This is a genomic window from Butyricimonas synergistica DSM 23225 (genome assembly GCF_000379665.1).
GTDB classification, from domain to species: Bacteria; Bacteroidota; Bacteroidia; order Bacteroidales; family Marinifilaceae; genus Butyricimonas; species Butyricimonas synergistica.
Map to the genome: position 1 here is coordinate 354,264 of NZ_KB903367.1, position 23,061 is coordinate 377,324.

The following is a 23,061-nucleotide window of genomic DNA, read 5'->3' on the forward strand; positions in this document are numbered from 1 at the left end:
CATAATATTGAAATATTATGGAACAGAAACAAAATGATGAAGAAATGGAAAATAGCCTCCCGGCAGGTAATGCCGTAGTGGTAAGTGATCGTTATCTAAACGATCGGTTTTTCGTCTGGTACGACGACGCGTACCGGATGGTCTTGTGCTCGAGAATCGCCTGGTTGCAAGCGGATGGTGATTATTGTTTTATTCATTTTAAAGATGGTTCTAAAATCATCGTGGTTCACCCGTTGAAAAAGGTGCTGGAAGTGCTTCCCCCCGAACAATTTGCCCGAGTTCACCGTAGTTACGCTGTCTGTCTGGAACTTGTGGATCGTCTGGTCGGGAACACGCTCTATATCGGCAAGCAGGATTTCTCGGTAAGTTCTGCTTACAAGGAAGACTTACATTCTCGTTTTCGATTTTTAGGTAAGGTGAAAGGATTGCATAAATCTAAGGTCGTGAAAAATAATAAATAAACATGTATAACAGTCCCGAGAGACAACCTCCCGGGCAGGTTTTTGAGAAGAAAAAGCTAAAATTACAAAGCCTCGATGTCTTCCTGGGACAGCCCGGTTATTTGGGCTATGGATTCCGGAGACATACCGAATGATTTCATGTTACGGGCAACTTTTATTTCACCTTTTTTGAAACCTTCTTTGATACCTTCTTTGAAACCTTCTTCCATTCCTTTTTTCATCCCGCTGGCCAAGCCTCTTTGTTCGGCACTGTAAAATAGGGTTTTTTCAGTACTGATGATGTCCCAGAATTTTTCGTAGCCGAGGAGTTGTGCGGGGGAGAATGCGGCTTCTTCAATGGCTTTGACAGCCTTGTTTACTTCGGGATTCGAGAGTAATTCCTCCGGGACGGAAATCGTGTGCTCGTCAATTTCGGTAAGGTAGCGTAACCAAAGCACTTGCATTTTCTTCTCGGCGTAGGTGTGTGGGGTGAACTTGGGAAGTTCCACGAACACGAGTTGCAAACCGTCGATGATCTTGTCGGAATCTTTGTCGTGTACGAGCTTATAGTGATGGTAGTAGTCTTTCATCTCCGGCTCGAAAATCTCGTTGACGAGGTTGAGAGAGTATACAGGTTGTAGCAAATGATAATTTTCCCCGTTCCCAATTTGTCTGACGTACGCTTTGGAAGCGTTGAACAAGACTCTATACTTGAATTCCGGAGACCATATCATTTGCATCTCGACGATGAATTGTCTTCCGAGTTTATCCTTACACCGCACGTCGACGATGCTGTTTTTTTTCCAAGGGTTGTCGGGTACCATTTCGGCAGGTAAATACTCGATTGCGGTGATCTCTTGCCCTGGAGCGAGGGGAAGCAGGGCGTTGAGTAAACTCATCACCAGGTCGGGATGTTCCCCGAACACGCGTTTGAATGTCAAGTCTGCTTTGGGATTCAAGTATTTCATGGCATTGTTTGTTTATTTGTTTTCAATCAACACAAAATTAACGATTAAAATCGAGTTTTACAATTGTATTGCGTGCAATTCAAATGTCGTCCGCATGTAAATGAAAATTGTCAAAAAAAATGTAAAATCCAATAAAGTTGGGGATGGCATAAATTTTATCCTTGTTTTTCGCTGGGGACAGGTAGAGGATTAACATGAATAATGAAATTAACCCCGGAAGTTCGATAACGATTTCCGGGGTTGATAGTGTTATTTTTAATGGCTTTGTGGCAAACCTTATAGAGCGTTGGCATCGACTACCACGTCTTTGCTATATTCGCCGTTAGCTAATTTTTGAGCCACGTTTTTAAATGCTTTTACCGTGTAATCCACGTCTTCCAGCGTGTGCATGGCGGTCGGAATCAAACGGAGCAGTAATTGTCCTTTCGGGATCACCGGATAAACCACGATGGAGCAGAACAGATTGTAGTTCTCTCTTAAATCCATGGCAACTTGAGTTCCCTCGGCAACGCTACCGGACAGGTAAACAGGAGTCACGGGGGAGTTGGTTGCACCGATGTTCAATCCGTCAACTTTCAACCCGGCTTGCAGGGCACGAACGATAGTCCATAATTTTTCGCGTAATTCCGGTTTGGTTCTCAATAACTCCAATCGTTTGATCGCACCTTCTACCATAGGCATCGGGAGTGATTTCGCGAAAGTCTGGGAACGCATATTGTATCTTAAATACATACAGATGTCTTCATCGCAGGCGATAAATGCCCCGATACCTGCCATCGCTTTGGCGAAAGTAGCGAAGTAAAGGTCAATCCCGTCCATAACCCCGAAATGGTCGCCTGTTCCGGCTCCATGGGGTCCCATGGTTCCGAAGCCGTGAGCGTCGTCCACGAGTAAACGGAAATTGAAGTCTTTTTTCATGGCAACGATCTCGTCTAATTTTCCGAGGTCACCGGCCATACCGAACAGACCTTCGGTTACGACCAAGATACCGCCTCCGGTGTTTTCTACCCATTTGGTAGCTCTTTCCAGTTGTTTGCGGAGGCTCTCCATATCGTTGTGTAGATACACGTATCTTTTTGCCGGAGATAAGCGAAGACCGTCCATGATACAAGCGTGATCTTCTGCATCATACACGATGCAATCGTGACGGCTGGTCATGGCATCGATGATGGAAACCATACCTTGATAACCGAAGTTCAACAGGAACGCGTCCGGTTTACCCACGAACTCAGCTAACTGAGATTCCAAGTACTCGTGGCGGGAAGTCTGTCCGCTCATCATACGGGCCCCCATCGGGTATGCCATTCCGTATTTTGCGGCAGCCTCGGCATCTGCTTTCCGTACTTCCGGATCGTTAGCAAGACCGATATAATTGTTTAGACTCCAGTTTAAAACTTCCTTGCCACGGAATTTCATACGAGGGCCAATTTCACCCTCTAATTTCGGGAAAGAGAAATAGCCATGAGCTTGTTTGGCGTATTGACCGATGTTTCCCTTTTGATTTCTTACTCTTTCAAAAATGTCCACTTTCGATAATATTTTGAAATTCTTAATTCTTGTTTTTCTAAATATGGAAACAAAGGTAACTAAAAAAATGTATTCCAAATAAGTTCTGTCAAAAAGTTGTGGTTCAGGGGAAGGAAATACGCTTAAATACTTAGTCTGAATTTGAAATTTACAATTTATAATTGACGATTTAAGATTGGGTAAAATCAAAAGTGCATTTCGGGCAGGGAATTCATAAATCGCGAATCATAAATCGTAAATTATTTTGTAGATTGATTTTATTCATTTATCTTTGCGTGATGCAAAAAAGGCTCTTTATGATGAAGAATTTTATAGGATTTCTGCTTGTTATAATTTTGATGAGTTCCTGTGGCGAATACCAGAAACTTCTGAAAAGTGGTGATAGCCAACAGATGTATACAAAAGCCGTGGAATACTATCGTAACGGGGAATACACGAAGGCTTCCAATCTTTTCGATGGAATCCGGCAGGTTTTCCGCGGGACTTCTAAGGCGCAAAGCGTGGCTTATTATCGCGCATTCTGTAGTTTTAACCAGAAAGATTACGAGATTGCGGCTGAATTGTTCAAGAATTTCGTGGCTCAGTACCCGGAAAGTTCCTATGCAGAGGAGTGTCTTTATATGATCGGTTATTGTAATTATAAGGCGTCGCCGAAAGCTCGTCTGGATCAAACCACGACGATGAACGCGATAGAGAATTTCAATTTGTATTTGAGCCGCTACCCGAGTAGTTCCAAAAAAGAGCAAATCAATGCTTACATGGACGAGATGCGGGATAAGTTGTCTTACAAGGATTATTTAAGTGCCAAGAATTATTACCTTAGGGCAAAATATAAGTCAGCTGTCGTGAGTTTGGAGAACTGTTTGAAAGATTACCCCGGTACGAAATATCGCGAGGAGATCATGTATATGTTGTTCAACTCCAAGTATGAGATGGCTGTAAATAGTGTCGAGGACAAAAAATATGAACGTTATAATGCGGCAAAAGAGGAGTATTACTATTTCGAGGAAGAGTACCCGGAAAGCCGTTATGCCAAGGAGATGGCAAAAAAATACGAGGACATCAACGAGTTCTTGAAGACGTATGATGTTGACCAAGAGGATGATTAACCAGATAAAATAATAATATTCAAATTAACCATGGTAGATTTTAAGAAAGTTAAAGCGCCGAATAATACTATTACCCGGAATCCGGCTATATTGGCAAGTAAAGCTGATAATATTTACGAGGCTGTAGCGGTAATCGGTAAGAGAGCTAATCAGATTTCGGTTGAGATGAAAGAGGAGTTAAGCAGGAAGCTTCAAGAGTTTGCCTCTTATGCGGATAATTTGGAAGAGATATTTGAAAATCGCGAGCAGATCGAGATTTCCAAGTATTACGAGCGTTTGCCCAAGCCAGTGTTAATTGCTACCCAGGAATTCGAGGACGGAGATATTTATTTCCGCACTTCATCCAAAGAGAAGGATGCAAATAGCACGGACGAGGAATAAATCCGAATTTTTGAATGAATAATATACCTGAGAGTGCTACGCTTTCAGGTTTTTTAGTTTTGATTGCATGATGCTGAAAGGAAAACATATAATACTGGGGGTTACGGGTAGTATCGCGGCTTATAAGGCGGCAACACTGACTCGCCTGCTCGTGAAAGAGGGGGCAACGGTAAAGGTGGTTATGACACCACTGGCAAAAGAGTTTATCACTCCATTGACTATGGCTACGCTGTCCAAGAGCCCGATCATGGTGGATTTTTACAACCCGGAGAACGGGGATTGGAATTCTCATGTCGATTTGGGATTGTGGGCAGACCTCTATCTGCTGGCACCCGCTTCTGCCAACACGATTGGAAAGATGGCGAACGGGATCGCCGATAATTTGTTGCTGACGACATATCTCTCGGCGAAATGCCCGGTGATGGTTGCCCCGGCGATGGATTTGGATATGTATAAGCATCCGGCAACACAGCGGAACCTGGAAATATTGCGGTCATTCGGGAATATCATTATCGAACCGGAAAGCGGAGAGCTTGCCAGTGGGCTAATCGGGAAGGGGAGAATGGAAGAGCCGGAAAAGATTGTCGAATTTTTGAAAAGGCATTTCCAACAGCAGGAAGATTTCGGAGGAAAAAAAGTATTGATTACTGCCGGTCCTACTTACGAGAAGATTGATCCTGTGCGTTTTATCGGGAATTATTCTTCCGGTAAGATGGGGATCGCCTTAGCGGAAGAGTTGGCGGAACGCGGGGCGGAAGTGCTGCTTATTTGTGGTCCTGTAAACTTGAAAACGAATCATCCCGCTATTCATCGGGTGGACGTGGAGTCGGCGTCGCAGATGTGTGAAGTTGCCGTGAGGGAATTTCCCGGTTGTGACTTGGCGATACTGAGTGCGGCGGTTGCTGATTTTACCCCGAAGGAAAAGGCTGACCGTAAGATCAAGCGGGAGAAGGAGGATTTGATGCTGGAATTGATGCCGACGAAAGATATTGCGGCGGAACTAGGTCAAATGAAGAAGGATTCGCAGTTGCTGGTAGGGTTTGCCCTGGAAACGAATGACGAGGAAAATAATGCCCGATCTAAAATGCAACGGAAGAATCTGGATATGATCGTGCTGAATAGTTTAAATGATAAAGGTGCCGGTTTCGGGGGTGATACTAATAAGGTAACGATCTTGAACCGGGAAGGAGAGAAGATGATTTACGAGTTGAAGACGAAGGTGGAGGTTGCGAAAGATATTGTGGATAGTATTCAATTACTTAGCCGGTAGAGAAAAATATTTTGAAAAAAATAAATGAAAATCGCTTTGTTCGGATAGAAATTATCTCTAATTTTGTATTCCGATATGAAGATAGAACATCAAAATATTCGGCGAAAATTGTTAGTCTGCCTCCAGTTTAGGCAAAAGCATGATCGTTGTTATTACGAGATACAGAAAAACCAACATTGTCGTTAGTTGACATTGTTGGTTTTTTTTTATATGGATGATAAAGAACATAAACACTTAATATGTAGCAATATGAATAAACGTAGCTTAGTATCCATTACCGACTACTCGAAAGAGGAAATTTTGGAAGTATTGAAGATTGCTTCTGAATTCGAGAAAAACCCAAATTGCAACCTGCTGGCAGGGAAGGTGGTTGCATCACTGTTTTTTGAGCCATCTACCCGTACGCGATTGAGTTTTGAAACCGCGATTAGTAGAATGGGGGGACGTATTGTCGGATTCTCCGATGCCTCGTCTTCCAGTACGACAAAAGGTGAATCTTTGAAAGATACAACCAAGATGGTGGATAACTACTGCGACTTGATCGTGATGCGCCATCCGCTGGAAGGGGCTGCCCGTTTTGCCAGCGAGGTTGCCAGTGTACCGGTGATTAATGCCGGAGATGGGGCGAACCAACACCCGACGCAGACGATGCTTGACTTGTATTCCATTTACAAGACGCAAGGGACGCTTGAGAATTTGAATATCTTTATGGTAGGGGATTTGAAGTACGGTCGTACGGTTCACTCTTTGCTACAAGCCATGAGCCACTTCAACCCGACATTCCACTTTATCTCCCCGAAGGAGTTGGAAATGCCGCAGGCTTACAAGTTGTTCTTGGATGAATTGCATATCCCTTATTACGAGCATACGGAGTTGGATGATGTAATCAACGATGCCGATATTCTTTACATGACCCGTGTACAACGCGAGCGTTTCGCGGACCCGCTGGAGTACGAGAAAGTGAAGAACGTGTATATCCTCAAGAATTCCATGCTGGCAGGCACGAAAGATACAATGCGTATCCTCCACCCGCTACCTCGCGTGAACGAGATTGACGAGGATGTGGATGATAACAAGAAGGCATACTACTTCCAGCAAGCGTTGAACGGTGTGTACACCCGTCAGGCAATTATTTTCAAAGCATTAGATTTAAAATGGTAATTAAAGGAGAAAAAGATATGGCAGCAAAAAAAGAATTACAGGTGAGCGCCGTGGAAAACGGTACGGTAATAGACCACATTCCTGCTGATAAGTTATTTGACGTGATCAACGTGTTGGGAATCCAAAGTTTGGAAAACACGGTTACTTTCGGGTATAATCTGGTAAGTAGCAAGCTGGGTAAGAAGGCGATTATCAAGATTTGGGATAAATTCCTGAAAGATGACGAGGTGAATAAATTAGCGTTGGTAGCCCCGACGGCTAAAATTAATATTATAAAAGACTTTGAAGTTGCGGAGAAGAAAGCGGTAATGGTGCCGAAGCACGTGGAGGGTATCGCTAAATGCGTGAATCCGAAATGTATCACGAATAACCAGAAAGTGCGCACGAAATTTGACGTGGTTGGTAGTTCTCCGATCGTGTTGAAATGTCACTACTGCGAGAAGCTGACAGATCAGGAACATATTGTGATTATCTAAGATATATTCTCGTGATGATTTTGAATTGGGCTGTCTAAAGTTGGCAGCCCAATTTTTTTTCATCCTTTTTTTTCAGCTTTTTCCTTTTGTTTTAATCTCACTGATTTACTGGCTGTAAATTTGATATACTCGTAAGGCAAGTAGGTTTCTACTTGGTGGGTAGCCAGATTGAAGCGTTCTCTTTTCTTCTGTTGTTTCACGCTCAGGGTGCCGAAATCCTGAATCGTGATTTTTTCTCCCGCTTCCAGAGATTCCAGTATGCAGGAGAGAAACGTGTTGATGACAAGAGCGGAAACCACTTGACTTTGACCACATTTCTCCGCAACTTTCTTAGCTAATTCTCTTTTGTTCATAATTAAATTCTAATGCACGTGTTTGAGTTCCAATTTTTTATTTTGAGTGATTTAACGTTATTCCGGCAACTATTTGTCAGGATAAACGTTCGTTAAATTGGACACCCTTTTGAGCGTGAGTAACAGGCGTTTTAACTATTCTTTCTAATTACCTAACGATTTCTATCTAACTTTTTTACTAACGATTGATTTTGTTTTTTCAAAAATTGGTATATTTGTCTGTGTAAATGAACGTTTTTGTTGACAGCTGTTTGGCTTCGCATTTGACGACTGTGATTTGTGGCTATAAAATTGTGATCCTTTGTCCGGAGGTTCTTATTTGTATGGTAAATGTTATAGTTATGGTAATAGGTTATTTGAGAGTCAGTACGGGAAAGCAACATATCGAAAATCAGAGAGAAGAAATACAAAGATTCGCAACTCGGAAACATTTGAAGATCGATAGGTGGGTGACGGAAGTGGTGAGTGGGAAGAAGCATGAGCATGACCGTAAGCTCGGGAAATTATTGAAAAGTTTGAAAAAAGGAGATGTGTTAATCGTGACGGAATTGTCGCGGTTGAGTAGGACATTGTTGAATATCATGTCTATTTTGCATCGTTGTTTAGAGAAGGAAATCGTCATTTATAGCACGAAGGACGGTTATGCCTTTGATAACAGTATAAACAGTAAGGTACTCGCCTTCGCTTTCGCGTTGGTGGCAGAGATTGAGCATAATTTGATTTCTATGAGGACGAAGGAAGCTCTGGCGCATCGAAAGTCGGAAGGGGTTCGATTGGGGCGTCCTCTCGGGGGAGGAAAACAACAAATTTTATTAGAGAATAAGGAAGAGATCAATCGACTGTTGCAAGAAGGTGTTTCTATTTCGGCTATTTGCCGGATGTTTAAGGTGTCGCGGGAAACTTTCTACACGGTAAACCGGAAACACCCGTTATTTTAGGGAAATGAAAAGGACTGCCCAATGGACAGCCCTTTTGGTTTTACAACTGTAAACTTTTATTATTCTTCCAAGAAATTCGGATACATGTAATTCGTAGCCGGTACAAATGTTTCTTTGATTGCTTGCGGGGATACCCAGCGTAGCAGATTGAAGATGGTACCTGCTTTGTCGTTTGTGCCGGATGCGCGACCGCCACCGAAGGGTTGTTGGTCAACCACGGCGCCCGTGGGTTTGTCGTTGATGTAGAAGTTCCCGGCTGTATGTGTCAGACGTTCAGTCATCCGCTCGATATTGGCACGGTCTTTCGAGAAGATCGCCCCGGTGAGAGCGTAAGTCGAGTTTTTGTCCAGGATATCCAGAGTTTCGTCTACTTTCTCGGGATCATAAACATAAACCGTAAGGATCGGTCCGAATAATTCTTCACGCATGGTGATATAATCTGGTTTGAAGGCTTGGATGATGGTTGGTTGGATGAAATATCCGGCACTCATGTCGTAGTGTCCTCCCGCGATAACTTCGGCGTCTGCAGATTTGTTTGCCTCGTCGATAGCATTGGCTAACTTAACGAAAGAAGCTTCGTCGATCACGGCATTCACGAAATTCGTGAAGTCTTCTACTCCTCCGACTTTAATAGCTGCCAAGTCTTTTTGCACGTAGCTTTCAACTTCCGGCCAGATGTTGGATGGAATGTAAGCCCGTGAAGCGGCAGAACATTTTTGTCCCTGGTACTCGAAAGCACCCCGCACGATAGCGGTAGCGACTTCTTTCGGGCAGGCTGTCGGGTCGGCGAAGATATAGTCTTTACCTCCGGTTTCACCCACGATTCTCGGGTAACTCCGGTATTTATCGATATTCTTCACGATGGTGGCCCAAATGTCATTGAATACTTGGGTGGAACCGGTGAAGTGAATACCTGCAAATTCTCTGTGCGAGAAGATTACCTCGGAAGCCGTTGGTCCGGAACAGTACACCAGATTGATAACACCGTCAGGTAATCCGGCTTCTTTCAAGATTTCCATGATTAGATGTGCGGAATAAACAGCTGTTTTTGAAGGCTTCCACACGCATACATTACCCATTAGTGCCGGAGCTCCCGGAAGGTTACCGGCAATAGAGGTAAAGTTGAATGGAGTCAATGCGAAAACGAACCCTTCCAATGGGCGCCAAACCGTACGGTTCCAGATGCCCGGGGCTGAATTCGGTTGCATATGATATATTTCGTACATATTCTTCACGTTGAAACGGAAGAAGTCTGCTAACTCGGCGACACAGTCAATTTCTGCTTGGAAAGCATTTTTAGATTGTCCTAACATGGTAACGGCGTTCATCCGTTGACGATATGGACCAGCCAAAAGGTCGGCAGCTTTCAGGAAGATTGCGGCACGGCTTTCCCAGCTCATTTTTTCCCATTCCGGTTTTGCTTTCATCGCAGCGTCGATAGCCATTTTCACGTGGCTTGCATCTCCTTGATGGTAGTGTCCCAGCAAGTGGTGATGGTCGTGCGGCGGACGTATATCCATTAATTTGTCGGTGCGGACTTCTTTTCCTCCGATAATCATGGGAAGGTCAACAACCGTGGCACGCAACGCATTGATTTGTGACTTCAATTCTTTTCTTTCCGGCGAACCCGGAGCATAACTTTTGATGGGTTCATTGGTAATGTTAGGTAATTTGAATACTCCTTTGGACATATTTTATTTTTTTGTAGTTAGTATTTTTCAAGATTTTCCAAATATACAAAATTATTTCATGGAACAAACATGACATTTGTTAGTTTTTCGATTTTAAATGCAAATTTAGTAGTTTAGTGCAATCAAAATAAGTTTCGTATATTTGCATCCGTTAAATACGGAAGGTTTCAATTTTCAAGTTATTGTAATGATTTCAGTTAATAATGTAAGTGTTTTATTCGGGGATTATGCGTTGTTGGATTCCATCTCATTTCTGGTGAACAAGAGGGATAGAATTGGTTTGACCGGACGGAATGGGGCGGGAAAATCCACTCTGTTGAAGATTCTTGCTGGGGTGCAGGAACCTTCCGAGGGAAGCGTGTCGGTGCCTTCCGGTTTGAAGATCGGTTATTTACCCCAGACGAAAGTGTATGCCGAAGGGAAAACCGTGCGGGAAGAGGCAGAAACGGCTTTCAATGATGTGTTGGGATTACAACAAGAGGTAGAGAGATTGCACACAGAGTTGGCTGAACGGACGGATTACGAGTCGGACGGTTACATGGCGTTGATTGATAGATTGAACGAAAAGACCGAATTGTTGCGTATGCGGGGTGCCGATAATATGAACGGGGAAGTTGAGGTCGTGTTGAAGGGGTTGGGTTTCCGTCAAGAGGATTTGGATCGCCGTTGCGAGGAGTTCAGCGGGGGATGGCGTATGCGCATCGAGTTGGCGAAGATATTGTTGGCTCGTCCGGATGTGTTTTTATTAGATGAGCCCACGAACCATTTGGATATTGAGTCTATATCCTGGTTGGAGTCGTTCTTGCAGGGATACCCGGGGGCTGTGGTGCTTGTTTCCCACGACAGGGCTTTTTTGGATAATATCACGAGCCGTACGGTGGAGATTTCATTGAGCAAGATTTATGATTATAAGGTGTCGTACACGAAATTTATCGAGTTGAGGAAGGAGCGCATCGAACAACAATTGCGTGCCTACGAGAACCAGCAAAAGCAGATTAAAGATACGGAAGATTTTATCGAACGCTTCCGTTACAAGGCGACGAAAGCGGTGCAAGTGCAATCACGGATCAAGCAGTTGGAAAAGATTGACCGGATAGAGGTCGAGCAGGAGGATTCGGCTCGGATTAACGTGCGTTTCCAACCGGCGGTGCGATCGGGTGATGTCGTGGTGAGTGGTCGTGATTTGACTAAAGCATACGGCGACCACGTGGTGCTGCACGAGGTGAATTTGGATGTACTGAGAGGGGAAAAGGTGGCTTTCGTGGGAAAGAACGGGGAAGGAAAGACGACTCTGGTGAAAATGATTATGGATCAGATTCCTTACGAGGGAGCGTTGAAGATCGGACATAACGTGAATATCGGGTACTTTGCGCAGAATCAGGCGGATTTACTTGATCCGACGTTGAGTGTACTTGACACGGTGGATCAGGTGGCTGTTGGGGAGATTCGGAAAAAGATACGGGATATACTGGGTGCTTTTTTGTTCTCCGGGGAGGATGTCGATAAGAAAGTGAAAGTGCTTTCCGGGGGAGAGCGGACTCGGCTTGCCATGGTGCGCTTGTTGTTGGAGCCTTATAACGTGTTGATTCTTGACGAGCCGACCAACCATTTGGATATGCGCACGAAAGATATATTGAAAGACGCGTTGAAAAAGTTCGAGGGGACAGTGATTGTCGTTTCACATGACCGTGACTTCCTGATTGGATTGGCGGATAAAGTGTACGAGTTTACCAATAAGAATATAAAGGAGTACTTGGGTGGGGTGACTCATTTTCTGGAAGCGAAAAAGTTGGAATGTTTCCGGGAATACGAGCAAATGCATCCCCGGAAGGTGCAGCAGGAGAAGGCTGTGGAAGAAGAAGCCGTTTCAGAGAATAAGGTTGCTTTCGAGGAGCGTAAACAATGGAATAAGGAAATTAAGCGGTCGGAGGTGAGGATTGAGAAGTTGGAAACCGAGATTGCCGATTGGGAACAAACCATTGCGGATGCCGAGGAGAAAATGGCAACAGGAACGATAAATGATGAGTTGCTGAAAGCATATGATGATGCGAAGAAGCGCTTGGAAGCGTGTATGGGGGAGTGGGAAGAGGAAAACGAACGATTGGAAAATTTAAAAGCTAAAATATAAATTATAAAGATGGCAAAGTTTAAACAAGAATGTATTTTCGGTATTCGTACCGTGATGGAGGCGATACAGGATGAGAAAGAAATCGATAAAGTGATGTTCCGTCAAGGAATAAAGGGTGAGTTATTCCAGCAGTTATTTGCGGTGGTGCGTGAACGTCAAATCCCGTTCCAGTATGTCCCGGAAGAGGTGTTTAAACCGTTTGCCGGACGTAATCACCAAGGGGTGCTGGCTGAGATTTCCCCGATTCCTTACCAGGATATAAATGAGGTGATCGATAAAGTAGTCGCAGAAGGGAAGAATCCGCTCGTGTTGATATTAGACCGGATCACGGATGTGCGCAACTTGGGAGGGATAGCCCGTACTGCCGAATGTGCCGGCGTGAATGCGATATTGATCCCGAATAAGAATTCAGCTAAAATATCTTCCGATGCGATCAAAACATCCGCGGGGGCGTTATATCATTTACCTGTATGCCGCGAGAAAAACTTGAAGAAGACGATCAAGGAATTGAAACGGCGCGGATTGACCTTATTCGCTGCCACGGAGAAAGCCGAGAAGTTCTACACGCAAGTCAATATGAAAGACGGTTGTATGTTCATCATGGGTTCCGAGGATACCGGTATTGACGAGGAATTGTTAGCCTTGGCAGACGAACAAATCAAAATACCTCAATTCGGTAAAATCGAATCGTTGAATGTTTCTGCTGCAGCAGCAATATTAATGTATGAAGCTGTACGTCAACGGTCATGAATTGAGGATTAGAATCCCCGAACTCTGTCCGTGAAGGATTCCCGTTTGGTCAGTTTCAAATCTCTTAACATGGAGGAACGCACGTGTATCTCGAAGTTAAAGGATTGGTGCTGACCGAACGGCATACAATTGAAGGTCATTTCCCAACAGTGCAGATCCCGCGTGATATTGAAACTCGTTGAGGTCACTTCCTTGGCTTTGAAATCGAATCCCGATTGAAAACCGATTTTCCATTTCGGAGTTAGTGAAAGATTACCGGAGAAGTTTAATATTTGCCGGATATCTCCTTTCCCTTTTGGGCTTTGTTTGGAGTAAGTCTTCGAGTAGTTAAGATTATAACTGATACTTAAATCCCAAGGAACATTAAAGTCCATGTAATCGTCAAAATATCCTCCGGTCATATCCTCCTCCTCTTCTTTTTTCTTATCTTTATTTTTATCGTTTTGTCCCCCGGAAAAACTGAAATTACTAGAGATCGTGGCATTGGTCAAACGTCCGATTCCTCCATGGTATTTGTTGATTTTACGCCCTTCCCCGTCCACTGCATAAGGGTCTAATGTACCGGAAAAGTTCAGGTCGACTTTATTGTTAAGTACTTTTGTACGGGCACTCAGTCCGATCGTGGAGAATCTCATACTATCCGCGAAAGGATTATAAGAAACATTTATCCGGAAACTTTCCAGTAGTTTGACTTTCTTGAATTGTTCGTCTCCCGTGGTATCGTTATCGTTCCGGACTTTCATTTCAACGTTGTTATCCAAGCTGAAGCTGATACTTCCGGATTGTTTGCCGACCGTTGTTTTCGGAGTATAAGGCAAGCCCTCGTGGATGGCATATTCTACAAATTCTTCTCCGTTGAAATACGTTTTCGTGTATTTGCCGAGGGGTTTTAATGCTGGAGTATAGGATGCCGTAATGGACGGACGGATCATATGGCGGATTGCCGCCACTTTGGAACCCGGTTTGAATAGGAACATACCGTAAATGGTCGGCGTGTAACCGATGGATGCACTAGCTGAATAGTCGTGTGAATAGTTCATGCCCGGTACAACTCTTTTGACTATTTGTCCCCCGGCGTTGCTGGTGTCCGGTACCCATATTTTCTCGATCGTTTTAGTATTAAGGTATCCGTTATAATTTAACGAAGGGGTAAAGGTTACGTCTTGTGCAATTTTGAATGATAAACTGAGCGGGATGTTGTGTTTGAATCCGTTGTCCCAATCTCTTTCAAAAGATGATTTGAATAATTTATCTTCTTTGGTTTGAATGTTGTTGCGCAATTCTGCCGAGTAGGATATACCGATGTTATCGTACCATTTCATTTCCCCTACCTTGTCTTTTTTGCGGAAAGGGTAGATTTGTGACATACGCAGGCTAAGATTTGGAAGCGTGACAGAAATGGATGAATCCTGACTGTTTTGGCTATGGCTGAATGATCCACTTAAACTGAACGGGCTTTCCGGCCATTTTTTGCTCCAGGATATACTGGATTGCTTTCGTTGATTGGCAATATCGTTTATATTATTCGCGTTGTAGTAGTTGTTTCTGGCGGAAGACATATCCACAGAAGCAGAGAAAGAACTATAAGGATTGGCTTTCCCGTCTTGGCTGTGCGTCCAACGAACAGCCCAGTCGGAAGATTCCTGGTAGTCGGGTAAACCTTTTTCACTCACGTGGTTTTTACTCATCGAGGCACTGAATTGCCCGTTGAATTTATATCGTTTCCTGTATGTTGTCGAGTATTGTAACCCCCATGATCCATTCGTGTATATATCACCCGTAAAAGTCATGTCAATATAGTCATTGACGTAGAGATAATACCCCCCCCCTCTCAGGTTGAACCCTCTCATTCGCTCTTCCCCGTACGTTGGCATGATAATACCGGAAGTCCCTTTCTTGGAAATCGGGAAGAAGCCGAACGGTATAAATATAGGTAAAGGAACGTCTTCTAACTCGAGGTAAGTGAATCCCACGAATATTCTTTTGTCTTTAATCATCTTTGCCCGGTTCATCCGTAACCGGAAGTGAGGGTGGTCGTGGTCGTCGCACGTGGTGTATGAACCATGTACCACGCAATATACGGAGTCACTCATCTTTTTCGTGGTTTGCCCCTGCACGTATCCTTCCCCTTCCTGCGTGATGATCTCTGAAATAAGTCCTTTCTTGGAGTCAAAATTGTACCTCAATTCTTTTCCCTCAAATTCCTGAGCCCCGTCCTTGAATTTGGGTGTGCCTTTTAGTTCTCCCACGGAATCGGGAGCCCCGGTGGCATAGGCTTCTTTTTTCTCCATGTCCAGCACGATATAGTCTGCCTTGAGCTCGCTCGTGAGGTATTTCACAAATCCGTTGCCGTACAAGAATACTTTCTTGCCACCGATGGAAAATTTGACAGAATCGTCGGCGTTGTAAGTGATTAAATCACTGAATAACGGTTTCGGTCGGGTGGTATCATTTTGGATCGTGTCGATAGGCATGCCCGTCGAGTCATACACGATGCGAATGCTATCCCCAGGTTGTCCCGTTGTATCGAGAGCGAGGAGCGGTAACCTGTCCGAAGACGGTTTAGTTGTGTCACTGGTAGATGTAGCATATCTTTCTCCGAAAATAATCTCGGAGGCAAGACCGTTGGATGATAGTATTATCGGCAGGGCGATCACCGTTAAAATGATACATTTCTTAATAAAAAGCCCTGTATATAATCTAATTTGCAATTTAATATATTATTTTTGTGACTAATATTGCATGACGCATATAGCATTTTTGCTTTGCAAATGTAAGAAATAATGGTTGTTAATGGTCATGATTCTTTTTAAAAAGTTTTAAATACATGATAAATCAGTGCAAGTTTATAGGTTTTCTGTTGGTTATCTTTCTGTTAGGGGGTATAAGAACTCTCGAAGCACAAGACGCATTGGGTAAAATTACTTGTATTTGCATCGACGCGGGGCACGGGGGAAAAGATCCGGGAGCTATAAGCGGGCGTCTGAAAGAAAAGGATATTACATTGGCAATAGCCTTGAAATTAGGCAAGATGATAAAAGATGCCTATCCCAATATAAAAGTGGTATATACGCGCACGAAGGATGTGGCGGTAGATTTGCGCGAACGGGGACGAATCGCGAATAAAGCTAAAGCACAATTGTTTATATCCATTCACGTGAATAAATTTGCTAAATCTACGGTGCGTGGGGTAGAGACATACGTGTTGGGGTTGCATAAATCGGAAGCAAGTTTTCAAGTCGCCATGAAAGAGAATGAGGCAATCCATTACGAGGAAGATTACACGGTGAAATATGACGGTTTTGATCCCAAGAAAGCGGAATCTTATATCATGTTCAATTTCTTGAAAAATAGTCATTTGAAGAATAGTATGGAGTTCGCGGCACCTGTTCAGAAAGAATTGGTAGCTAAAACCCGAATGCCGGATCGAGAAGTGCGCCAAGCTGGTTTTATTGTTCTGATGGACGTGGGGATGCCTGCCGTGTTGATCGAGACCGGTTTTATCTCGAACCCGAGTGACCAGAAAATATTGATTTCCGAATCCGGGCAAACGAACCTCGCTAAGGCTATTTTTTCAGGTTTTCAATCTTATAAAAATAATGTAGAGCGGAATAGCGTGGTGATAAAAGGAGGTGCGGGAGAGGAAAAAGTGATTGCGAAGGCGGAAGAAAAAAGGACTGATACTCAGAATGAAGCGAGGAAAACGGTTGAGCCCGAGAAGAAAAAAACGGAAAATGTTGTTGCGCTTCAAAATAAAAATGACTTATTTTACGCTGTTCAAGTCGCCTCGTCTAAGACCAGAATCAAGGATTTCGGGTATTTGAAACTGAAAGAAAAAGTAGAAGAATTGAAGGGCGTAGATCGTTATCGTTATTACGTGGGAAAAACTTCTACCTATGGAAAAGCGTTAGAAAAGCAGAAGGAGATTCGGAAAGTGGTGAAGGATTGCTTTATTATTGCGATATATAAAGGGAAGCAGATAACTGTTACCGAGGCACGAAAAATAGAACAAAAGAAGTAAAGAATAAAATTATACTCATGAAACTGAAGAGAGAAGCTAAGCTAGCATTAACTGCAATTATCGCAGTATTTGTTTTAATCTGGGGAATCAATTTTTTGAAAGGTTCGTCGTTATTTGAATCCAAAAGTATATTTTATGGGGTATATAATAGCGTGGAAGGATTAAAAGTATCCAGTGGCGTTGTGTACCGCGGCTATCAGGTAGGGCAGGTTATCTCCATTCAGTTTACAGGTGAACGGTATGACAAGGTTCTTGTGAAATTTTCAGTCAATAAAGGCTTGGAATTACCTTCCAATAGTTTGGCGATGATCCAGAGTGCCGATTTGATGGGGTCTAAGGTGATCGACTTGATCCCGGGTGACTCGCCTGTTTTTGCGGTTAGTGGTGATACGCTGACTTCTAAAACAGAACAAGGGTTAATGGAGCAAGTGAGTCGGCAAATGTTGCCTCTGAAACAGAAAGCCGAACGACTGTTAGGTTCTCTTGACTCCGTGATGGTCATTGTGCAGGGTGTTTTTAACGAGGAAACTAAAAAAAATTTGAATAATAGTTTTGCCAGTATCGATCGCACGTTACGGAATATTGAAGGAGCTTCCGGGAATTTGGATACCTTGATGCAGACGGAATCTGCGCGGGTGAGTGAAATATTGCGGAATATAAATAGTATCACAGCTAACCTGTCGGATAATAATGAAGAAATATCTAATATATTAGGAAATTTCTCGTCTATCAGTGATTCTTTGCGTCAGGCAAACTTGCACCAAATGTTGACAAGTGTTGATAATATACTGGGACGGGTCGATTCTATCTTCGCTAAAATAAATAAAGGGGAGGGTACGATAGGAGCTCTCGTGAACGATAATGACCTTTATTATAACTTGAATCAAGTGAGTGAAAATCTTAATCGGTTGTTAGTAGAATTCAGGTATAACCCGCGTCGATTCATTAACCTTTCATTAATAGATTTTTCCTCCGGCAAAATAGGCTTGGATGAGTACGGGATCGTGATACACGAATCATCTGAACGCTTGAGTATGGATTCTGAATTGTATATTCAAAATCCTGGATTGAAAGAAGTTAAGTATAAAGATAAGTATCTTTATATTGTGGATAGTTTTAAGAAATTGAAGGCAGCCCAACGAAAACTGGACGATGTCATCAAACGTTATAAAAATGCTTATATAGTTAAAATTGACTTCGTTTGAAAATTAGAATTATTCTAAATAATAAATTTTAGAACTTGGTTTTTGTTAACATAAAAGCAGATCATTTAGAATTTAAGATAGAAGTTTTGTATCAATTTTTAGACCTAGGACTTAAAGGTTTATCATGAAAAACGACCCCGTGAATTGTTACGTTTATGTTAAGACTTTAAAAGCGTTCTGGTAGAAATGGGAACGAGGGGATTGAGGTGTAATTATATGTATTTCAGTGTATTGAATCTAAAATATTGATACCTAAACGGTAAGAGATTCTTGGTGAAAAACAAGTAAAAGGCTCATTTTTTTTACAGAAATTTTTTTTCGAATTTAGCATTCCATTTCATTTGGATGAATAGGGAATAAAATAATATATACATGAAAAGGGATTGTAAAAGTGTTTGGTCTGAATGTCTCGACCTAATTAAAGAACAAGTAGCACCAAGAACATTTAAAACGTGGTTCTTGCCTATACGTGCTTTGAACTTTCAGGAGGACGTGTTGACGATTCAAGTTCCGAGTCAATACGTGTACGAGTGTCTGGAAGAACACTTTGTGGAGATTTTGCGGAAGGCAATTCGCACCGTAATTGGTCCGAAAGCCAAATTGGAATATTCGGTTGTCGTGGAGGAGAGCCATCCCCGAGATCCGATTTCTGTGACAATGTCTTCCTCTAACGTGAAGAAAGCTGAGCCGAGTACGGTTTACTTGAATGGTAAATCGGGTGATGCCGCTTTGAAGAATCCTTTTGAGCGTAATAATAATCTTTTGCAAATAGACCCGCAATTGAATCCTTCTTATACTCTAGACAGTTATATAGAAGGTAGCTGTAATCGTTTGGCAAAATCTGCAGCCGTGGCTATTGCTCAAAATCCCGGGGGAACAGCCTTTAATCCCTTGTTGATTTACGGTGGTTCCGGGTTAGGTAAAACACATTTAGCTCAAGCTATCGGGATGGAAGTCAAGCAGAATTACCCGAATAAAGTGGTGTTGTACTTGACAACGAACGTGTTCCAGACGCAGTTCACTGAAGCTGTGCGTAAGAACGAGATCAATGATTTCTTGCACTTTTATCAGTTGATAGACGTGTTGATTTTGGATGATATTCACGAGTTGGCAGGAAAAACTGCTACCCAGAATACTTTCTTCCATATTTTCAATCATTTGCATCAATCCGGTAAGCAATTGATATTGACTTCTGATCGTTCCCCGGCTGAATTGAGTGGTTTAGAAGAACGTTTGCTTTCCCGTTTCCGCTGGGGATTGTCTGCTGAAATTAAATCGCCGGATTACGAGACCCGTATGGCAATTGCCCGTTTTAAAGCTCGTAAAGATGGTATCGATTTCTCTGATGAGATATTGGAATACATTTGTAAATATGTATGCAATAACGTGCGGGAATTGGAGGGAGCTATGATTTCTTTGTTGGCTCAGGCTACTTTTAACCACAAGGATCTCACGATAGACGTGGTAAGGGATATCTTGGGTAAGATGGTCAAGAACCAGAAGAAAGAAATGACCGTTGAATATATCCAAGAAGTCGTGTGCCAACACTTTAATATGGCACCTGAAATGTTGCAGGAGAAAACACGTAAACGGGAAGTGGTGCAAGCCCGCCAGTTAGCGATGTATTTCAGCAAGAATTACACGAACGCTTCGTTGGCATATATCGGGAAACAAATCGGGCGTAAAGACCACACGACGGTATTGTACGCTTGCAAGGCTGTTGCCGATATGATGGAAACAGATCGAACTTTCCGGGCTCAGGTGGAAGAATTGCAAAAGAAACTCTATTGCTCAAATTAATTGCATGGAAGAGGATAAATATAGAACAGTAAATGCGATTGCCGAAGGCTTGTACAAAGAGAAAGGCAGTCGCTTTATGTCTTTTATTTATCCGGTGAAGACCGAGGAAGAGATCAAGGAGATCCTTGCAGAAATAAAAACTAAGTATTACGATGCCCGCCATCATTGCTATGCTTATTGCCTGGGGGCAAACCGGGAACGTTTTCGGGCGAATGATGATGGGGAACCTTCTTCCACGGCAGGAAAACCTATCTTGGGACAAATTGTTTCTAACGATCTTTCTAACGTGCTGATCGTGGTTATACGATATTTCGGGGGGATAAAATTGGGGGTATCCGGTTTAATTCAAGCGTACAAAGATGCTGCTGCCGATGCTATACTTCATGCCGAGATTGTCGAACGCACGGTGGATGAAATCATTCATATCCGTTTTACTTATGTGGTGATGAACGACGTGATGAAAGTTCTGAAAGAAGAAGCCCCGGAAATCCTATCCCGCAATTTTGAGATGGAGTGTGAAATGACTCTCTCTATCAGGCAGAAAGATATGCCTCGTTTGAAAGAGCGCTTGTCGAAAATAGAATCTCTCGCTATTGAGGACTAACCCGGAAAAAGATACTTGTCATACTGAAAAACCAAAGAGGAACCGAGGGAAATTCGAGATAATAATCTCTCGCTGTCGTGTTGCGGTCGTTTTTGCTCTAATGTTTCTATATTAAAGATTATAGGATGTCTATAGCAAAAACGAAGCGAGAACGGGAGTGGGGAATGTTTTGGGTTAATCTTCCTTGGGTTTACTGTGGGTTCTCTGTATTAAAACTTAAATGCCCATTGGGATGCAGATTATAATCTGTCTGAATTTTTTTTTGAAATTTGCGTTGAAAAAATATCCCGAGTTTTTTGGGATTTCAAATAGAATTACTATCTTTGCAACCGCAATTGAGAAACACAATTGAAGGATTCAGTAGCTCAGCCGGTAGAGCACAACACTTTTAATGTTGGGGTCCTGGGTTCGAGTCCCAGCTGGATCACGAAAAACTCTCTAAAACAACGTTTTAGAGAGTTTTTATTTAGATGCTTTTTCACGATTTCTTCTGTTTATAATTTGAAGTTTCAATGGATCGCCTGGTGAGCACTGGTGTATTTTTTTTACTTTCCGGTCGTTGATGGCTAATGAAATTGGTACTGGTTGTTTTTAATACAAGATGCCGGAACGGTTATTCCACCGCCTTGATATTCATGATCGGTTTGATTGTGTCTATAATCACGGCGGTATCTTGTATTGCCTTCATTATGACGTCTTTATCCTTGTACGCCATGGGCGATTCGTCAAGGGTTTGTTGGCAGACGGAGGTGGAATAGATACCTTCCATTTCTTTTTTGAACTCATCTATATCCAGCGTTTTGAAAGCTTGGTTTCGGGCTAATACTCTCCCGGCACCGTGAGGGGCGGAGTAATTCCAGTCCGGGTTGCTCTTCCCTTCACAGATCAATATTCCGTCCCGCATATTGAACGGGATAATCATCCTTTCGCCTTTATATGCACGGATGGCACCTTTTCGGATGATCCAGTCGGTCGTGTCTATAAAGTTATGCATGGAATGGATGAAATCTACTGCATGGTAATCTTCTCCCAGGTCTTTGAAAATCGCTTTCGCCATCGCCTGATGGTTAAATTGAGCATAGGTTTGGGCAATAACCATATCGACCAGGTATTCGTACATATTTTCACCTTCCAGTAAATATTCCTTTTTACCCGCGTGATATCGCTCGTTCAATTCTTCCAGCTTTTTCGGGATATCACTTGTCGGTTGCGTGTTCTCCGTGATCTGCTTGAATTCCTCGTGATACGTTTCCGGGAGAATGTCTGTCTTACGCATTTTTTTGGCATGGTAATTACATACCTTCAACCCGAAGTTTCGGGATCCGGAATGAATTGTCAAGTAATGTGAACCGTCTTTCGGCGATTCTCCCAACTCGATAAAATGGTTTCCTCCTCCCAGTGTACCCACGGAATAATAGAACGTGTCCTCCTTTATACCTATTTTTCGGCATAAATTGGCGATATATGTTTTATCCACTCGAATTGGGGGTTTCGTTTCCCCGGAGCGTTTCTCCCATTCTTGTTGAAAGATCGCCATGTTGTTATTTACCGCCTCGAAGTAAGGCTCTACCCACCACCCGTCGAAGTTCTTTTCCTTCCGAATATGCATACCCGTCGGGATGGAACGTCTGATAGCGTGGTCGAGGGTTGGGAAACGCTCTTCCTCGATTCGTCGGTTCAACTTGTATGTCGTAACGGAACAACCGATGTCCACGCCGATATAGTTCGGGTTAATCATTCGGCTCATCGGCATCGTGAACCCGATGACAATACCTTTTCCCGCGTGGGTATCCGGCATGATGCGCACGGGTACGCCTGCTGATATTTCATTATTTAAAATGTTTTGCACTAATTCGATAGCTCCTTCCTCGACGTCGTCGATGAAGATTTTGCAATCTTGGTTGTATTTTCCTTTTATCTCTATCATATTTTTAGTTTATAATAAAAAACAGGAGTAACAAGCGAAAAAAGAAGAAGCGGGGCATGGCATTGCCGGAGTCGAACCGGATAGTCTCGCCGATTTCACGACCTCACTATTCCTCCCCTGAATGGCTGCCGAAGTATCTTTTTTCTACGACATCCTGTTTTATCGGTTTAGAACAAGGCAATGGGCAAAAAGGGGGGCGTGGGATTTGAACCCACACAGAATCAATCTTTACCGAAGTACCCCTTTTTTACGGCACTTGTTCTATCACCTTAAAAAAGCAAGGCGACAAACGGCAAAAGACTTTTTCCTACT

The 23,061-nt window shown here is 43.1% G+C and carries 19 protein-coding genes and 1 tRNA gene; 14 read left to right on the forward strand and 6 right to left on the reverse strand.

Annotation, left to right across the window (positions count from 1 at the left end; translation table 11 throughout):
• Positions 1-17: 17 nt before the first annotated feature.
• Positions 18-461 carry a LytR/AlgR family response regulator transcription factor gene (locus tag A3CY_RS21105; RefSeq protein WP_018338533.1) on the forward strand — a complete coding sequence of 148 codons (444 nt, stop codon included), beginning with the start codon at positions 18-20 and terminating at the stop codon, positions 459-461.
• A gap of 62 nt (positions 462-523) precedes the next feature.
• On the opposite strand, the gene A3CY_RS0113885 is transcribed toward A3CY_RS21105, so the two are convergent.
• Together A3CY_RS0113885 and A3CY_RS0113890 are read right to left on the reverse strand one after the other, a co-directional pair.
• Complete coding sequence (locus A3CY_RS0113885; RefSeq protein WP_018338534.1) at positions 524-1,408, reverse strand: Rpn family recombination-promoting nuclease/putative transposase; 885 nt, start codon at positions 1,406-1,408, stop codon at positions 524-526.
• A 276-nt stretch (positions 1,409-1,684) separates the two neighbouring features.
• Entirely contained in the window at positions 1,685-2,935 is a 1,251-nt protein-coding gene (locus A3CY_RS0113890) for an aminotransferase class I/II-fold pyridoxal phosphate-dependent enzyme (RefSeq protein WP_018338535.1), read from the reverse strand.
• 296 nt (positions 2,936-3,231) lie between these two features.
• Between A3CY_RS0113890 and A3CY_RS0113895 the strand changes: the two genes are divergently transcribed.
• From A3CY_RS0113895 to pyrI, 5 genes are all read left to right on the forward strand, one after another.
• Positions 3,232-4,044 (forward strand): outer membrane protein assembly factor BamD, encoded by an 813-nt coding sequence (locus A3CY_RS0113895; protein ID WP_018338536.1) that lies wholly within the window; start codon positions 3,232-3,234, stop codon positions 4,042-4,044.
• 30 nt (positions 4,045-4,074) lie between these two features.
• Positions 4,075-4,425, forward strand: coding sequence for a DNA-directed RNA polymerase subunit omega (locus A3CY_RS0113900; protein ID WP_018338537.1), 351 nt, complete (start codon positions 4,075-4,077; stop codon positions 4,423-4,425).
• A gap of 67 nt (positions 4,426-4,492) precedes the next feature.
• Positions 4,493-5,695 carry a bifunctional phosphopantothenoylcysteine decarboxylase/phosphopantothenate--cysteine ligase CoaBC gene (gene coaBC, locus A3CY_RS0113905; RefSeq protein ID WP_018338538.1) on the forward strand — a complete coding sequence of 401 codons (1,203 nt, stop codon included), beginning with the start codon at positions 4,493-4,495 and terminating at the stop codon, positions 5,693-5,695.
• Between the two features lie 249 nt (positions 5,696-5,944).
• The gene (gene pyrB / locus A3CY_RS0113910; RefSeq protein WP_026207672.1) at positions 5,945-6,856 is read left to right on the forward strand and encodes an aspartate carbamoyltransferase; all 912 of its coding nucleotides are present in this window, start codon (positions 5,945-5,947) and stop codon (positions 6,854-6,856) included.
• A 17-nt stretch (positions 6,857-6,873) separates the two neighbouring features.
• Entirely contained in the window at positions 6,874-7,332 is a 459-nt protein-coding gene (pyrI, locus tag A3CY_RS0113915; protein ID WP_026207673.1) for an aspartate carbamoyltransferase regulatory subunit, read from the forward strand.
• Positions 7,333-7,391: 59 nt separating this feature from the next.
• On the opposite strand, the gene A3CY_RS21110 is transcribed toward pyrI, so the two are convergent.
• Positions 7,392-7,685: an HU family DNA-binding protein gene (locus A3CY_RS21110; protein ID WP_018338541.1), complete on the reverse strand. Its 294-nt coding sequence runs from the start codon at positions 7,683-7,685 to the stop codon at positions 7,392-7,394.
• 341 nt (positions 7,686-8,026) lie between these two features.
• Here A3CY_RS21110 and A3CY_RS0113925 point away from each other — a divergent pair, with 341 nt between their 5' ends.
• On the forward strand, positions 8,027-8,623 hold the full coding sequence (locus A3CY_RS0113925) for a master DNA invertase Mpi family serine-type recombinase (RefSeq protein WP_040371852.1): 597 nt from the start codon (positions 8,027-8,029) through the stop codon (positions 8,621-8,623).
• A gap of 59 nt (positions 8,624-8,682) precedes the next feature.
• On the opposite strand, the gene pruA is transcribed toward A3CY_RS0113925, so the two are convergent.
• Positions 8,683-10,314 carry an L-glutamate gamma-semialdehyde dehydrogenase gene (gene pruA, locus A3CY_RS0113930; RefSeq protein ID WP_018338543.1) on the reverse strand — a complete coding sequence of 544 codons (1,632 nt, stop codon included), beginning with the start codon at positions 10,312-10,314 and terminating at the stop codon, positions 8,683-8,685.
• A gap of 187 nt (positions 10,315-10,501) precedes the next feature.
• On the opposite strand from pruA, the gene A3CY_RS0113935 reads away from it, so the two are divergent.
• Together A3CY_RS0113935 and rlmB are read left to right on the forward strand one after the other, a co-directional pair.
• Positions 10,502-12,442: an ABC-F family ATP-binding cassette domain-containing protein gene (locus tag A3CY_RS0113935; RefSeq protein WP_026207674.1), complete on the forward strand. Its 1,941-nt coding sequence runs from the start codon at positions 10,502-10,504 to the stop codon at positions 12,440-12,442.
• A 9-nt stretch (positions 12,443-12,451) separates the two neighbouring features.
• Positions 12,452-13,192, forward strand: coding sequence for a 23S rRNA (guanosine(2251)-2'-O)-methyltransferase RlmB (gene rlmB / locus A3CY_RS0113940; RefSeq protein ID WP_018338545.1), 741 nt, complete (start codon positions 12,452-12,454; stop codon positions 13,190-13,192).
• An 8-nt stretch (positions 13,193-13,200) separates the two neighbouring features.
• On the opposite strand, the gene A3CY_RS0113945 is transcribed toward rlmB, so the two are convergent.
• The gene (locus tag A3CY_RS0113945; RefSeq protein WP_155828342.1) at positions 13,201-15,903 is read right to left on the reverse strand and encodes a putative LPS assembly protein LptD; all 2,703 of its coding nucleotides are present in this window, start codon (positions 15,901-15,903) and stop codon (positions 13,201-13,203) included.
• A gap of 116 nt (positions 15,904-16,019) precedes the next feature.
• Here A3CY_RS0113945 and A3CY_RS0113950 point away from each other — a divergent pair, with 116 nt between their 5' ends.
• The 5 genes from A3CY_RS0113950 to A3CY_RS0113975 all read left to right on the forward strand — a co-directional run bounded on the left by A3CY_RS0113950 (position 16,020) and on the right by A3CY_RS0113975 (position 21,249).
• Positions 16,020-17,213, forward strand: a complete 1,194-nt coding sequence (locus A3CY_RS0113950) for an N-acetylmuramoyl-L-alanine amidase family protein (protein ID WP_018338547.1) — start codon at positions 16,020-16,022, stop codon at positions 17,211-17,213.
• A 17-nt stretch (positions 17,214-17,230) separates the two neighbouring features.
• Positions 17,231-18,418, forward strand: a complete 1,188-nt coding sequence (locus tag A3CY_RS0113955; protein WP_018338548.1) for an MlaD family protein — start codon at positions 17,231-17,233, stop codon at positions 18,416-18,418.
• 372 nt (positions 18,419-18,790) lie between these two features.
• Positions 18,791-20,218, forward strand: coding sequence for a chromosomal replication initiator protein DnaA (gene dnaA, locus A3CY_RS0113960; RefSeq protein ID WP_026207675.1), 1,428 nt, complete (start codon positions 18,791-18,793; stop codon positions 20,216-20,218).
• A 4-nt stretch (positions 20,219-20,222) separates the two neighbouring features.
• Positions 20,223-20,822 (forward strand): IMPACT family protein, encoded by a 600-nt coding sequence (locus A3CY_RS0113965; RefSeq protein ID WP_018338550.1) that lies wholly within the window; start codon positions 20,223-20,225, stop codon positions 20,820-20,822.
• Between the two features lie 354 nt (positions 20,823-21,176).
• Positions 21,177-21,249: transfer RNA gene (locus A3CY_RS0113975), tRNA-Lys, on the forward strand.
• Between the two features lie 186 nt (positions 21,250-21,435).
• On the opposite strand, the gene A3CY_RS0113980 is transcribed toward A3CY_RS0113975, so the two are convergent.
• Positions 21,436-22,749, reverse strand: a complete 1,314-nt coding sequence (locus tag A3CY_RS0113980) for an RNA-splicing ligase RtcB (protein WP_018338552.1) — start codon at positions 22,747-22,749, stop codon at positions 21,436-21,438.
• Positions 22,750-23,061 lie beyond the last annotated feature (312 nt).